The following is a 14,592-nucleotide window of genomic DNA, read 5'->3' as shown; positions in this document are numbered from 1 at the left end:
ACTTTTGTCAGATCGTTCTTTAAAAATTCGGATATGTGATAGAAATAGACTGAACACCAGTTTCACTGCTGGTGGATCAGGCTAAGGTAAAATTTGTGAGTTCTGCTCGAAAGAGCGACGTGCGAATTTTCGGCGAATGTCGTCTTCACAGTATAACCAGATTGCTTGGGGTTATATGGTCAAGTGAAGAAGCGCATACGGTGGATGCCTTGGCAGTCAGAGGCGATGAAAGACGTGGTAGCCTGCGAAAAGCTTTGGGGAGTCGGCAAACAGACTGTGATCCAGAGATCTCTGAATGGGGGAACCCAGCCAGCACAAGCTGGTTATCTTGTACTGAATACATAGGTGCAAGAGGCGAACCAGGGGAACTGAAACATCTAAGTACCCTGAGGAAAAGAAATCAACCGAGATTCCCTTAGTAGTGGCGAGCGAACGGGGACCAGCCCTTAAGTTGGTTTGAGATTAGTGGAACGCTCTGGAAAGTGCGGCCATAGTGGGTGATAGCCCCGTACACGAAAATCTCTTATCAATGAAATCGAGTAGGACGGAGCACGAGAAACTTTGTCTGAATATGGGGGGACCATCCTCCAAGGCTAAATACTACTGACTGACCGATAGTGAACTAGTACCGTGAGGGAAAGGCGAAAAGAACCCCGGAGAGGGGAGTGAAATAGATCCTGAAACCGTATGCGTACAAGCAGTGGGAGCCTACTTTGTTAGGTGACTGCGTACCTTTTGTATAATGGGTCAGCGACTTATATTCAGTGGCGAGCTTAACCGAATAGGGGAGGCGTAGCGAAAGCGAGTCTTAATAGGGCGTTTAGTCGCTGGGTATAGACCCGAAACCGGGCGATCTATCCATGGGCAGGTTGAAGGTTAGGTAACACTGACTGGAGGACCGAACCGACTACCGTTGAAAAGTTAGCGGATGACCTGTGGATCGGAGTGAAAGGCTAATCAAGCTCGGAGATAGCTGGTTCTCCTCGAAAGCTATTTAGGTAGCGCCTCATGTATCACTGTAGGGGGTAGAGCACTGTTTCGGCTAGGGGGTCATCCCGACTTACCAAACCGATGCAAACTCCGAATACCTACAAGTGCCGAGCATGGGAGACACACGGCGGGTGCTAACGTCCGTCGTGAAAAGGGAAACAACCCAGACCGTCAGCTAAGGTCCCAAAGTCATGGTTAAGTGGGAAACGATGTGGGAAGGCTTAGACAGCTAGGAGGTTGGCTTAGAAGCAGCCACCCTTTAAAGAAAGCGTAATAGCTCACTAGTCGAGTCGGCCTGCGCGGAAGATGTAACGGGGCTCAAACCATGCACCGAAGCTACGGGTATCACCTTTTGGTGATGCGGTAGAGGAGCGTTCTGTAAGCCTGTGAAGGTGAGTTGAGAAGCTTGCTGGAGGTATCAGAAGTGCGAATGCTGACATGAGTAACGACAATGCGAGTGAAAAACTCGCACGCCGAAAGACCAAGGTTTCCTGCGCAACGTTAATCGACGCAGGGTTAGTCGGTCCCTAAGGCGAGGCTGAAAAGCGTAGTCGATGGAAAACAGGTTAATATTCCTGTACTTCCAGTTATTGCGATGGAGGGACGGAGAAGGTTAGGCCAGCCTGGCGTTGGTTGTCCAGGTTTAAGGTGGTAGGCTGAAATCTTAGGCAAATCCGGGATTTCAAGGCCGAGAGCTGATGACGAGTTGCCTTTAGGCGACGAAGTGGTTGATACCATGCTTCCAAGAAAAGCTCCTAAGCTTCAGATAACTGGGAACCGTACCCCAAACCGACACAGGTGGTTAGGTAGAGAATACCAAGGCGCTTGAGAGAACTCGGGTGAAGGAACTAGGCAAAATGGCACCGTAACTTCGGGAGAAGGTGCGCCGGCGAGGGTTAAGGACTTGCTCCGTAAGCCCATGCCGGTCGAAGATACCAGGCCGCTGCGACTGTTTATTAAAAACACAGCACTCTGCAAACACGAAAGTGGACGTATAGGGTGTGACGCCTGCCCGGTGCCGGAAGGTTAATTGATGGGGTTAGCGCAAGCGAAGCTCTTGATCGAAGCCCCGGTAAACGGCGGCCGTAACTATAACGGTCCTAAGGTAGCGAAATTCCTTGTCGGGTAAGTTCCGACCTGCACGAATGGCGTAACGATGGCGGCGCTGTCTCCACCCGAGACTCAGTGAAATTGAAATCGCTGTGAAGATGCAGTGTATCCGCGGCTAGACGGAAAGACCCCGTGAACCTTTACTATAGCTTTGCACTGGACTTTGAATTTGCTTGTGTAGGATAGGTGGGAGGCTTTGAAGTGGGGACGCCAGTTCTCATGGAGCCATCCTTGAAATACCACCCTGGCAACTTTGAGGTTCTAACTCAGGTCCGTTATCCGGATCGAGGACAGTGTATGGTGGGTAGTTTGACTGGGGCGGTCTCCTCCCAAAGAGTAACGGAGGAGTACGAAGGTGCGCTCAGACCGGTCGGAAATCGGTCGTAGAGTATAAAGGCAAAAGCGCGCTTGACTGCGAGACACACACGTCGAGCAGGTACGAAAGTAGGTCTTAGTGATCCGGTGGTTCTGTATGGAAGGGCCATCGCTCAACGGATAAAAGGTACTCCGGGGATAACAGGCTGATACCGCCCAAGAGTTCATATCGACGGCGGTGTTTGGCACCTCGATGTCGGCTCATCACATCCTGGGGCTGAAGCCGGTCCCAAGGGTATGGCTGTTCGCCATTTAAAGTGGTACGCGAGCTGGGTTTAGAACGTCGTGAGACAGTTCGGTCCCTATCTGCCGTGGACGTTTGAGATTTGAGAGGGGCTGCTCCTAGTACGAGAGGACCGGAGTGGACGAACCTCTGGTGTTCCGGTTGTCACGCCAGTGGCATTGCCGGGTAGCTATGTTCGGAAGAGATAACCGCTGAAAGCATCTAAGCGGGAAACTTGCCTCAAGATGAGATCTCACTGGGATCTTGAATCCCCTAAAGGGCCGTCGAAGACTACGACGTTGATAGGTTGGGTGTGTAAGCGCTGTGAGGCGTTGAGCTAACCAATACTAATTGCCCGTGAGGCTTGACCATATAACACCCAAGCAATTTGCTGACGCAGATTGCGGTGGTGAAGATGATACGAACCGAAAGTTCGCAACGAACCACAAACATCACATATCCGAATTCGCTGGGCTGTCCATCTGGACATTCTGGCTACAGAATTTCTTGACGACCATAGAGCATTGGAACCACCTGATCCCATCCCGAACTCAGCAGTGAAACGATGCATCGCCGATGGTAGTGTGGGGTTTCCCCATGTGAGAGTAGGTCATCGTCAAGATTCATTTCGCAAAACCCCTATCTGCGCATGCAGGTAGGGGTTTTGTCTTTGTGGGCAAAAAAACTCAGCCCTGCCCGAACCCCTGTAGGAGCAGCCTTGTGCTGCGAAGAGGCCGGTAAGGCTAAAGATTATCTTCGGCTGCAATGGCCTCTTTGCAGCACAAGGCTGCTCCTACAGGGGTCTGTGGTAAGTCGCCGATCGCGACACAAGGCCGCTCCTGCAGGGTCTGTGGCAACAGGTCAGGATCATGAAATGTACGTCATCTATGCCTGATGAAACGTAGGGCAATGCTACGCTCGCGGAAATACTCAGCACGGATACCCACCATGGACATGAACTGGCACCAGGCCCTGCAAGAGAGCCTGCGATGGCTGGCAATCGCTTCGTTCATCACCCTTGTCTGCTTTACCGCTGCCGCGACACTGGCTGTACGTTGCACGCGCTGGGGCAGCCAGTTCTGGCAGCTTGCCGGGCCCTACTTCAGTTTCAGGCGCAGTTGGCGACCACTGCTGGTGTTTGCGCTGTTGCTGGTGTTGACGCTGTTCTCGGTGCGCCTCAACGTACTGTTCTCGTTCTGGTACAACGGCTTCTACAGTGCCTTGCAAGGCCTGGATCAATCCGCTTTCTGGTACATGCTCGGCGTCTTTGCCGTACTGGCCACCATCCATGTACTGCGTTCGCTGTTCACCTTCTATGTAACCCAGGCATTCAGCATTCGTTGGCGGGTCTGGCTCACCGAGCGTCTGACCCACGACTGGATGCATGGCGATGCCTACTACCGTGGTCAGTTTCTGGCCGAGCCGGTGGACAACCCTGACCAGCGTATCGAACTGGATGCCAATGCATTTGTCACCAACTCGGTCACCCTGGCCTTGGGTGCTGTCAGTGCACTGGTGTCGCTGGTGGCCTTCACCGGGATCCTCTGGTCGCTGTCGGCACCGCTGGCGGTTGCTGGTGTGGAAGTCCCCCGGGCGATGGTGTTTGCCGTGTACCTGTATGTCATCGTTGCCACCTGGATTGCCTTCCGCCTGGGGCGCCCGTTGATCCGTCTGAACTTCCTCAATGAAAAACTCACCGCCAATTTTCGCTATGCGCTGATGCGCCTGCGCGAGAATGCCGAGAACATTGCCTTCTACCAAGGCGCCTCGGTGGAGCGTGGCACGTTACTGGGCCGCTTTGGCGCCTTGATCGTCAATGCCTGGGCGCTGGTGTTCCGGAACCTGAAATTCAGTGGTTTCAACCTGGGTGTTAGCCAGGTTGCCGTGGTGTTCCCGTTTATACTCCAGGCGCCACGCTTCTTCAGCGGTGCGATCAAGTTGGGTGACGTGATGCAGACCGCCCAGGCCTTTGGCCAGGTGCAGGATTCATTGTCGTTCTTCCGCGAATCTTACGATGCGTTCGCTCAATACCGGGCCACCCTCGACCGTCTGACCGGTTTTCTTGATGCCAACCAGCAGGCGAGCGCCTTGCCGCGTGTCACCCTCGAGGCTCAGCAGCATGGGCTGGAAATCATTGATCTGCAGGTGCTGCGGCCAGACGGGCATGCCCTTGTCGCTGACCTTGGCCTGAGCCTGCACGCCGGTCAGGCATTGTTGATCAAGGGCCCGTCGGGCAGTGGTAAAACTACCCTGCTGCGAGCCCTGGCGGGCCTTTGGCCTTACGCTGAAGGTAAGGTCAGGCGCCCGCCAGGCCATCAGGCGTTGTTCCTGTCGCAGCGCCCCTACCTGCCGCTGGGCGACTTGCGGGCGGTCATCGCCTACCCGGCAGCCAGCAAGCCCGAGGACGAAGGACGTATGCAACAGGCCTTGCGCCAGGTCAACCTGGCTCATCTGGCGGAGCGGCTGGAGGTCAGTTGCGACTGGTCGCATATTCTCTCGGTGGGCGAGCAGCAGCGCCTGGCGTTCGCACGGGTGCTGTTCAACCGGCCTCAGGTAGTGTTCCTCGATGAGTCCACTTCGGCGATGGACGAAGGGCTCGAGCACGCCCTGTATTCGCTGCTGCGCACGGAAATGCCGGGTGCGCTGCTGGTCAGTGTTGGCCATCGCAGCACACTGGCGGGGTTCCATACTCACCGGCTGGAGGTGGATGGGCACGGGGGCTGGTCGTTGCTCAAGCAGGAGCCGGCGTTGGCCTAGTCCGGTATGCTCAACGTAACAGCATCACCCCCACCAGGGTGGTGCTGGCAAGCCCTGCGCCGACCAGGAAGGTTGCCTGGAACCCCGCACCATCCCACAACAACCCTGCCACCACGCTGGCCGTCAGCAGTGCCACCCCGGTCAGCAGGTTGAACAGGCCGAAGGCGGTCCCGCGCAGGTTGGCCGGTGCGCTGTCGGCAATCATGGCCGCGAAGATGCCTTGGGTGAAGCCCAGGTGCAGGCCCCAGGCGGCAACCCCCAAGGCCAGCCCCGCCCAGCCAGACAGCAGGGCCAGCAACAGGTCGGCGGCGATCAGCAGCCCCAGCCCCGTCATCAGCACGCCGCGGCGCCCCAGACGGTCCGACATTACCCCGGCAGGGTAGGCCGACACCGAGTAGGCCAGCGCCATCAGCACCAGCACCGCAGGCGCCCACATTGGCGCCAGGCCCATGTCCTGGGCGCGCAGTAGCAGGAAGGCCTCGCTGAAGCGGGCAAGGGTGAACAAGGTGGCCAGGCCGATCAGCCGCCAGTAGGCCGGGCCCAGGCGTACCCGTTCGTGCACCGCCAGCGGTGCGCGCACGGGCGGTGTCGTGGCAGGCGTTTCAGGTTCGTGCACGAAGGCGATGAGGATGTACACCGCCACCAACGCCGGGATCACCGACACCCAGAACACCCTCTGGAAGTGGCTCGCGGTCAGCCACATCAGCACGATCGCCAGCAATGGCCCGAGGAAAGCGCCAACCGTATCCAGCGCCTGACGCAGGCCAAAGGCGGCACCACGCAACTCGGGGGGCGTGACATCAGCCACCAACGCATCACGCGGCGCCCCACGTATGCCTTTGCCGACCCGGTCGACGAAACGTGCTGCGATCAGCCACTCCAGCCCGGAGGCCATGGGGAATACTGGCTTGGTCAGCGCGCCCAAGCCGTAGCCGAGCACGGTCAGCAGCTTGCGCTTGCCCAGCCGGTCGCTGAGCGCGCCGGAAAACACTTTGGTGATCGAGGCGGTTGCCTCGGCGATACCTTCGATAACGCCCACAGCAACCACCGAAGTGCCGAGCACGGTGACCATGTACAGTGGCAGCAGGGCGTGGATCATCTCCGAGGAAATGTCCATGAACATCGACACGAAGCCCAGCGCCCAGACACTGCGCGGGATCTTTGGCAAGGTTCGGCTGGCATTAACGGCGCCGCTTTCTTCATTGCTGCGCATCTGGGGTCTCGTCAGCGTTGCTACGTTCAAACTGTAGGAGCCCACGCGCAGGATGCAAACCGGAACCACGACCGGTCAGGCCAAGCTGCGCACCCGCCGCCAGACGGTGCTGCGGCTGACCCCCAGGCGCCGCGCGGCCTCGTCCATGTCGCCGTCGCAGCAAGCCAGCACCTGACGCGCATGGGCCGTTTCGGCTGCTTTGCCCAGGCTACGCAGGTTGTCGGTGGCGGCATGGGGCCGCTTCGCCGCTGCAGCCGCGCCGGCCTCGAAGAACTCCGGGAACAACGTGGCCAAGTCGACCTTGTCATCGTGGCCCTGCGGACTCAGGCACAAGGCCGCGCGCTCGGCGATGTTCTCCAGCTCACGCATGTTGCCCGGCCAAGGGTGGCGCAGCATCAATGGCAGAATGTGCTGCACGTGCTCGTCACTTGAAGGCGGCAAGCCCCTGGCTCGGCAGTGGCGCGCAAGCAGGGCATTGAACACCGGCACGATGTCTGCGATCCGCTCGCGTAGCGGCGGTACGGCCAGGCGCAGGATATTCAGGCGGTAATACAGGTCCTGGCGAAAGCGCTGGTCGGCGATGCGCGCGGGCAGGTCGCAATGGGTGGCGGCAATCACCCGGATATCCACTGCCTTCGGCTGGCAGGCGCCCAAACGCAGCACCTCGCGCTCCTGCAGCACCCGCAGCAGGCGGGTTTGCAGGGCCACCGGCATGTCACCTATTTCGTCGAGGAACAAGGTGCCGGTGTGCGCCAGCTCGATCAGGCCGGGCTTGCCGCCTTTGCGCGAACCGGTGAAGGCACCGTCCTCGTAGCCGAACAGTTCACTTTCAAGCAGCGACTCGGGCAGCGCCGCACAGTTGATCGCCACGAACGGCCCCTGTTGGCGCGGGCTGGCGTGGTGCATGCTTTGCGCCAGCAACTCCTTGCCGGTACCACTCTCGCCGGTGATCAGCACCGTGGCGTCGGCCTGTGCGTAGCGCTGAGCCAGGCTCAGGATGGCGCGAAATGCCGGCGCGTCACCGAGCAGTTGCTCGAAGCGATGGCGCGCCTTGAACGGGCGCGCATCGGGCTGTTCACGGCCGCGCCGTGGCAGGCGGTGTGTGGGGGGCTCACCAGCCTTGGCACTCAGGGTCACCAGGCTGTCGAATGTATGGCGCAGGCTTTCGGCATCCAGCGCCAGCACGCCTTGGGCACCCGCGGCGTCGGCCAACTGGCATACCGTTGGCGAGCCGATGATCACCTCGAAGCCATCCGCGACCAAGCGTTCGACCTGATCCCGGGCCTGCTCCAGGCTGGTGTAGGTGTGCTCGCGAATCTGCAGGGTGAACAGCGCCTGCATCGCCGCCAGTTCCGGGTACGGCTGGGCGAAACTGAGGATACCCACCCGGCTGGCCCGGTCGCGGGCCTGCACCAGGGCACGGATCAGGTCGAACTCGCCCAGGTGCAGGGTTCGCACCGAGGTAATCAGGTGATGTCGCAAGTAATCGGCGGCAGCCCCGGAACACAGAATGACGTCTGCCTGCTGGTGGCTTTCCAGCTTGCGCGCCAGTGGCAGCAGGTCGGCCAGGCTGGTTTCGATGACCTCTATACGGGCTTGTTGCCGGTAGTCGGCGCTTACTTGCTCGATCAGTTGCGCCATGCGGCTGGGAGCGGCGGGGCGATGCAGGTGGGTAACCAGCGCAACCACGCGGGGCAGGTAAGCGGTGACGGGCATACAGGCTCCTTGTCTACAGCAATTGGGGCATTACAGAGGGTTTACCAGGTGCCCGCCATCCACGGCCACGATGCTGCCGGTCATGAATGCGCCGGCATCACTGGCCAGCAACAGCAAAGGGCCGTCCAGTTCGTGCAGTTGCCCCAGGCGGCGCATCGGCACGTGGTTTTTGATGTAACCCTGACCGTCCTCGCTGTCGAAGTAGTCTTCGTTCATCTCGGTCCTGAAGTAGCCTGGGGCAATGGCATTGACGCGGATCCGGTAGCGGGCCAGCTCCAGTGCCATGGCCTTGGTCAGTTGCACCACGGCGGCCTTGGCCGTGCAGTAGTGGCTCAGGCCGCTGCCGACCCGCAGGCCGAGGATCGAGGCGATGTTGACGATGCTGCCTGGCTGCCCGGCCTTGACCAGGCGCTGGGCTGCGCACTGGGCAACATGAAACACACCGTCGAGGTTGGTCGAGAGCATGCGTTGCCAGTCCTGCTCCCTCATATCGAGAAAGCGCCCGGGGTCGCCGATACCGGCATTGTTGATGATCACGTCGACCACGCCAAAGCGTGCCTCGGCTTGGTCGAAGGCCTGCTCGACGCTGTCGCGGCGGGTCACGTCCAGTGCCACGGCAAGTGCTTCACCGCCGTTGGCCTGCAGTGCGTCGGCCAGCGCCTGCAGGCGCTCGACCCTGCGCGCTGCCAGCACCACCCGGGCGCCAGCAGCCTGGGCCAGGCGTGCGAAATGCGCGCCCAGGCCGCTGGAGGCCCCGGTGACCAGCACGGTCTTGCCAGTCAAGGAAAATGTGTTTGCAAGCATGCTGTCGGCCCTTGGTCAAAGTACTTCGAACAGGCCGGCGGCACCCATGCCACCGCCCACGCACATGGTCACAACCACGAACCGCTCCCCGCGCCGTTTGCCTTCGAGCAAGGCATGCCCGACCATCCGCGCACCGCTCATGCCATAGGGATGGCCGATGGCGATGGCGCCGCCGTTGACGTTCAGCCGCGCGGGGTCGATACCCAGCTTGTCGCGGCAATACAGCACCTGGCAGGCGAACGCTTCGTTGAGTTCCCACAGGCCGATGTCGCCCACCTTCAGCCCATGCTGCTTGAGCAGGCGCGGCACGGCGTATACCGGGCCAATGCCCATCTCTTCCGGGGCCAGGCCGGCCACCGCGATGCCCCGGTAAAGGCCCAGCGGCTCAAGGTTGCGCTGCTCGGCCAGGCGCGCGTTCATCAGTACGCAGGCGCTGGCACCGTCGGACAGCTGGCTGGCATTGCCGGCGGTGATGCAGCCGCCTTCGAGCACGGGTTTCAAGCCGGTCAGGTCCTCCAGGCGTGTCTGCGGGCGGTTGCCTTCGTCCTGCGTCAGGGTCACCTCGCGGTAACTGACCTCGCCGGTCTGCTTGTCTTTGATCAACTGCTGCGCTGTCACGGGCACGATTTCGGTCTCGAACAACCCGTTGCGCTGGGCGGCGGCGGTGCGCAGCTGTGACTGTAGGGCGTAGGCGTCCTGGGCGTCGCGGCTGATGCCATAGCGCTTGGCCACGTGCTCGGCAGTCTGCAGCATCGGCATGTAGGCATGTGGGACACGTTGAATCACGCGGCTGTCCTGCTCGGCCAATGCCCATTCCAGGTTACGCGCCTGTACCGCGCTGATGTTTTCCTGGCCGGCGCCGACGGTCACCTGCATGCCATCGACCATGATCTGTTTGGCGGCGGTGGCGATTGCCATCAGCCCGGAGGCGCACTGGCGGTCCAGGGTCTGGCCGCTGACCGACACCGGCAGGCCGGCAGCCAGCGCGCTCATGCGGCCCAGGTTCCAGCCAGCGGTGCCGGAGGGCATCGCGGTACCCATTACCAGGTCTTCGATTTCATCACCGGCGATGCTGGCGCGGACCACCGCCGCCTGGATGGCCTGCGCGGCCAGGCTCGGCGAGCGGGTGTTGTTCAGCGCGCCGCGAAAGGCCTTGCCGATCGGGGTACGGGCGGTGGAGAGAATGACGGCTTCTTTCATGTCCGGGGTTCCTTGATGAACAGGGGAGAACGGCTCATAGGCTGGCCGTGCGCAACTTCGCACTGGAAGCCAGGCGCCGCAGCAACGGGGCTGGCTGTAGCCACATGTGGCCATAGGCGCCGAGCGCTTCGCGCTGTTGCTCGATGCCCGCCAGCACGTTGTCCAGGCCCAGCTCGCGGGCATAGTGCAGTGGGCCCCCACGCCAGGCCGGGAAGCCGTAGCCGTTGGTCCACACCAGGTCGATGTCGCCACTGCGCAGGGCAATGCCTTCATCAAGCACCTGCAGGCCCTCGTTGATCAGCATGAACAGGCAGCGGTCGTGGATTTCGGCGTCGCTGATGGTGCGCCGGGTGATGCCCAGCCTGGCCGCCAGTTGCGCCGCAATCTGCTCCACTTCCGGGTCTTCGATGCGTTCGCGGCCTTCGTAGCGGTAGAACCCGCGCCCGCTCTTCTGGCCGTAGCGGCCCAGGCTGTAGAGTTCGTCGGCCAGGCGGAAGTAGCTCGGGTCGTGGGCGATTTCACTGCGCCGTGCCTGGCGCACCAGGTAGCCGACATCAATGCCGGCCAGGTCGTACATGGCGAACACGCCCATGGCCAGGCCCAGGCCGGTGAGGACCTTGTCCACCTGGGCTGGCGAGGCGCCTTCAAGCACCAGGCGGTGGGCTTCGCGGGCATAGGGTTCGAGCATGCGGTTGCCGATGAAGCCAAAGCACACGCCCGACACCACCGGCAATTTGCCGATGCGCTTGGCGACCTGCAACGTGGTGGCCAGCACGTCGGGCGCCGTCAGCCGGCCGCGCACCACTTCGAGCAGGCGCATGACGTTCGCCGGGCTGAAGAAATGCAGGCCGACCACGTCCTGCGGTCGGCGGGTACAGGCGGCGATGCGGTCGACGTCAAGGGTCGAGGTGTTGCTGGCGAGAATCGCGCCCGCCTTGCACACCCGGTCCAGGGTGCGGAACACCTGCTGCTTGATCGACAGGTCCTCGAACACCGCCTCGATCACCAGGTCGGCGTCGGCCAGGTCGGCGTAGTCGAGGGTGCCTTGCAGCAGGTTCATACGTTGATCGAGCTGCTCGGCGCCAAGCTTGCCGCGCTTGATGCTGCCTTCGTAGGTCTTGCGGATCTGCGCCAGGCCCCGGTCCAGCGCTTCGGGCTTGAGCTCCAGCAGGCGTACCGGGATACCGGCGTTGATAAAGTTCATGGCGATGCCGGCGCCCATGGTGCCGGCGCCGATCACCGCTACCCGGTCAATGCCGCGCAGCGCCGTGCTGGCGTCGATGCCGGGTACGCGCAGCGCCTCGCGCTCGGCGAAGAACTGGTGGCGCAGGGCGGTGGCCTGTGGGTCTTGCAGGGCTTCGCGGAACAGTACCTGCTCGCGGGCCAGGCCCTCGGCCAGGGGCATCTCGCAGGCGGCGCGGACCGCGGCGAGCACGCGCAGGGGCGCAGTCTGGCCGGGCTTGCGGGCGATCAGCTGTGCCTCGCGGCTGGCGAAGAAGTCGCTTTCCAGGCCGTCGGCCAAAGGTGTTGCAGGGGCGCTTGGCAGGGCCGGTTGGGCCAGTTGCTCGCGAGCCAAAGTGCAGGCTGCTTCGAGTAAGTCCTGCCGGCTTTCGACCAGGCGATCGATCAGACCCAGGGCAAGGCCCTGGCGGGCATCGATCGGGTCGCCGCTGAGCATCATCTCCAACGCCGGGGCCACGCCGATAAGGCGCGGCAGGCGCTGGGTGCCGCCAGCACCGGGCAGCAGGCCCAGGCGGACTTCGGGAAGCCCCAGGCGTGCGGTGGCGGTAGCCAGACGATGGCTGCAAGCCAGGGCCAGTTCCAGGCCGCCGCCCAGGGCCACCCCGTCGATGGCGGCAATCAGGGGTTTTTCGATGCGGGTCAGGGCATCGAGGAGTTCGGGCAGTGCCGGCGCCTCCCAGGTGCGTGGGCTGCCGAACTCGCTGATGTCGGCACCGGCACTGAACGGCAGTTGCTCACCGTGCAGGATAATGGCCTGCACTTCGGGGTCAGCAGCGGCCCGGCTGCAGGCCTGCATCAGTGCCTGGCGCAAGTCATGGCCAAGGGCGTTGACCGGCGCGTGGCGCAGGCCGATCAGGGCCAGTTGGTTTTCGCGGCGATAGTCGATGAGTTGCATGGGGTAACCTTCCTGTTAGTGGGCCGTGGGCGCACGCCCGACCCGGTGGGAGCGGGCTCGCCCGCGAACACCGGCGAAGCCGGTGCCATGCACCGCGGTGTTTTCTTCGCGGGCAAGCCCGCTCCCACAGGGTAAAGCGCCGCTTGCCGGGGTTTTGACCGGCGCGCTGGTATCAGCGGGCGAATGCGGCCTCGCTGATGTCCATCAGGTTGTTGCTACCGGTGCGAATCAGCGTTTCGTGCAGGTTGGCGCGTGGCAGCAGGCGTTGCAGGTAGAAGCGTGCGGTCTCGCGCTTGCCTTGGTAGAAGGCCGCCTCGTCGCTGCCGGCAGCCAGTGCCCGTTCGGCCACGCACGCAGCGCGCAGCCAGAGGTAGCCGAGCAGGGTGTAACCGCTGAGCATCAGGTAGTCGTAGGCGCTGGCGCCGATCAGGTTGGCATCGCCTGCGCTGGCGTCACTCAGCCAGGCACTGACTTCGCGCCAGGCAATCACTTGCTTGAGCAGGGCCTGGGCCAGGTGGGTCGGGGCACTTGTGCTCTGGGTGAAGTCTTCGATTTCACCGAGCAGTTCGCCCAGGGCTTCGCCACCATCGGCGAGCACCTTGCGGGTCAGCAGGTCGAGGCCCTGGATGGTGTTGGTGCCTTCGTAGATCGCGGTGATGCGCACGTCGCGTGCAATCTGCTCCATGCCCCACTCGCGGATGTAGCCGTGGCCACCGAATACCTGAATACCCAGTTGCGCGGCCTCGTTGCCGGTTTCGGTGAGGAAGCCTTTGGCAATCGGCGTGAGCAGCGCGAGGCGGCGTGCCGCCGCCTCGCGCACGCCGGCGCTGGCGCCGTGGTGCAACTGGTCGACGCCCTTGGCGCAGGTGTAGGCAAGCATGCGGCCACCTTCGGCATAGGCTTTTTGGGTCAGCAGCATGCGCCGTACATCGGCATGGCCGATGATCGGGTCGGCTGGCTGGTCACTGCGCAGGCGGGGTGTGGCGCGCATCTGCACGCGGTCCCGGGCATAGGCCAAGGCACCCTGGAACGACGCTTCGGCGTGGGCCTGGGCCTGCTGGGACACCGCCAGGCGCGACTCGTTGATGTAGGTGAACATGGCGTTCAGGCCACGGTTGGCCTCGCCCAGCAGGTAGCCTGTGGCGCTGTCGAAGTTGAGCACGCAGGTAGCGTTGCCGTGGATGCCCATCTTGTGTTCGATGGAGCCGCAGCTCACACCGTTGGGCGCGCCAAGCTGGCCTTGGGCATCGACCTGGATCTTCGGCACGGCGAACAGCGAAATGCCTTTGACCCCCGCCGGCGCGCCTTCGATGCGCGCCAGCACCAGGTGGATAATATTTTCGGTCATGTCGTGCTCACCGGCGGAGATGAACATCTTGCTGCCGCTGACCTGGTAGGTGCCGTCGGCTTGAGGCTTGGCGCTGGTACGCAGCAGGCCGAGGTCCGAACCACAGTGGGCTTCGGTCAGGCACATGGTGCCGCCCCAGCGGCCGGCGATCATCGGTGGCAGCAAGCGCTGCTGCAGGGCTTCGTCAGCGTGCTCGCTGAGGGTGCTGATGGCGCCTCCGGCGAGGTTGCCGTACATGCCCCAGGCGTGGTTGACGCTGCACACCATCTCGTAGTTGACGAACCCCAGCGACGGCGGCAGGCCCTGGCCACCGAAGGCCGGGTTCTTGTCCAGGCCCAGCCAGCCGTTGTCGGCGAAGCGTTTGTAGGCATCGGCAAAGCCGGGCGGGGTGGTGACCTTGCCGTCCTGCCACTGGCAGCCGTGCTGGTCGCCCACGGCGTTGAGCGGGGCCAGCTGCTGTTCGGCGAATTTGGCACCTTCTTCGACGATGGCGGCGAAGGTAGCCGCGTCCGGGGCTTCACAGCCAGTCAGTTGTTGGTAGTGGCGGCTCAGGCCGAGCAGCTCCTGGGCAACAAAGGTGATATCGCGCAATGGGGCGGTGTAGCTGGGCATGCCGAACTCCTGGCTGGGTGGACTCGGCATGTTGTAACAGGCAGGCCCGGACACCGCGTCCACCCCCCGGGTGGAATGGCGGGTGGAATCGCGGCGAGGGCCAGGTG

At 62.2% G+C, this 14,592-nt stretch carries 7 protein-coding genes and 2 rRNA genes; 3 read left to right on the top strand and 6 right to left on the bottom strand.

Features of this window, described 5'->3' with window-relative positions; all coding sequences use genetic code 11:
• Nucleotides 1–177: 177 nt before the first annotated feature.
• The 3 genes from J3A71_RS20145 to J3A71_RS20135 all read left to right on the top strand — a co-directional run bounded on the left by J3A71_RS20145 (nucleotide 178) and on the right by J3A71_RS20135 (nucleotide 5,455).
• Nucleotides 178–3,070: ribosomal RNA gene (locus tag J3A71_RS20145) — 23S ribosomal RNA — on the top strand.
• Nucleotides 3,071–3,204: 134 nt separating this feature from the next.
• Nucleotides 3,205–3,320, top strand: a 5S ribosomal RNA gene (rrf, locus tag J3A71_RS20140).
• A 326-nt stretch (nucleotides 3,321–3,646) separates the two neighbouring features.
• The gene (locus tag J3A71_RS20135; RefSeq protein WP_016485840.1) at nucleotides 3,647–5,455 is read left to right on the top strand and encodes an ABC transporter ATP-binding protein/permease; all 1,809 of its coding nucleotides are present in this window, start codon (nucleotides 3,647–3,649) and stop codon (nucleotides 5,453–5,455) included.
• 10 nt (nucleotides 5,456–5,465) lie between these two features.
• Here the strand turns inward: J3A71_RS20135 and J3A71_RS20130 are convergent, their stop codons facing one another.
• The 6 genes from J3A71_RS20130 to J3A71_RS20105 all read right to left on the bottom strand — a co-directional run bounded on the left by J3A71_RS20130 (nucleotide 5,466) and on the right by J3A71_RS20105 (nucleotide 14,485).
• Entirely contained in the window at nucleotides 5,466–6,668 is a 1,203-nt protein-coding gene (locus J3A71_RS20130) for an MFS transporter (protein WP_016485841.1), read from the bottom strand.
• 75 nt (nucleotides 6,669–6,743) lie between these two features.
• Complete coding sequence (gene prpR / locus J3A71_RS20125) at nucleotides 6,744–8,384, bottom strand: propionate catabolism operon regulatory protein PrpR (protein WP_096425854.1); 1,641 nt, start codon at nucleotides 8,382–8,384, stop codon at nucleotides 6,744–6,746.
• A 30-nt stretch (nucleotides 8,385–8,414) separates the two neighbouring features.
• Nucleotides 8,415–9,188 carry an SDR family NAD(P)-dependent oxidoreductase gene (locus J3A71_RS20120; RefSeq protein ID WP_016485843.1) on the bottom strand — a complete coding sequence of 258 codons (774 nt, stop codon included), beginning with the start codon at nucleotides 9,186–9,188 and terminating at the stop codon, nucleotides 8,415–8,417.
• 15 nt (nucleotides 9,189–9,203) lie between these two features.
• Nucleotides 9,204–10,388, bottom strand: coding sequence for an acetyl-CoA C-acyltransferase (locus tag J3A71_RS20115; RefSeq protein ID WP_096425855.1), 1,185 nt, complete (start codon nucleotides 10,386–10,388; stop codon nucleotides 9,204–9,206).
• Between the two features lie 34 nt (nucleotides 10,389–10,422).
• On the bottom strand, nucleotides 10,423–12,525 hold the full coding sequence (locus J3A71_RS20110) for a 3-hydroxyacyl-CoA dehydrogenase NAD-binding domain-containing protein (protein ID WP_096425856.1): 2,103 nt from the start codon (nucleotides 12,523–12,525) through the stop codon (nucleotides 10,423–10,425).
• Nucleotides 12,526–12,697: 172 nt separating this feature from the next.
• Nucleotides 12,698–14,485: an acyl-CoA dehydrogenase C-terminal domain-containing protein gene (locus J3A71_RS20105; protein WP_070086484.1), complete on the bottom strand. Its 1,788-nt coding sequence runs from the start codon at nucleotides 14,483–14,485 to the stop codon at nucleotides 12,698–12,700.
• Nucleotides 14,486–14,592 lie beyond the last annotated feature (107 nt).

The sequence above is a fragment of the Pseudomonas sp. PvP089 genome (genome assembly GCF_017875165.1).
In the GTDB taxonomy this organism is placed as follows: domain Bacteria; phylum Pseudomonadota; class Gammaproteobacteria; order Pseudomonadales; family Pseudomonadaceae; genus Aquipseudomonas; species Aquipseudomonas fortuita.
Note: the sequence above shows the minus strand (reverse complement) of the source record. Positions and strands in the feature narration are given on the sequence as shown.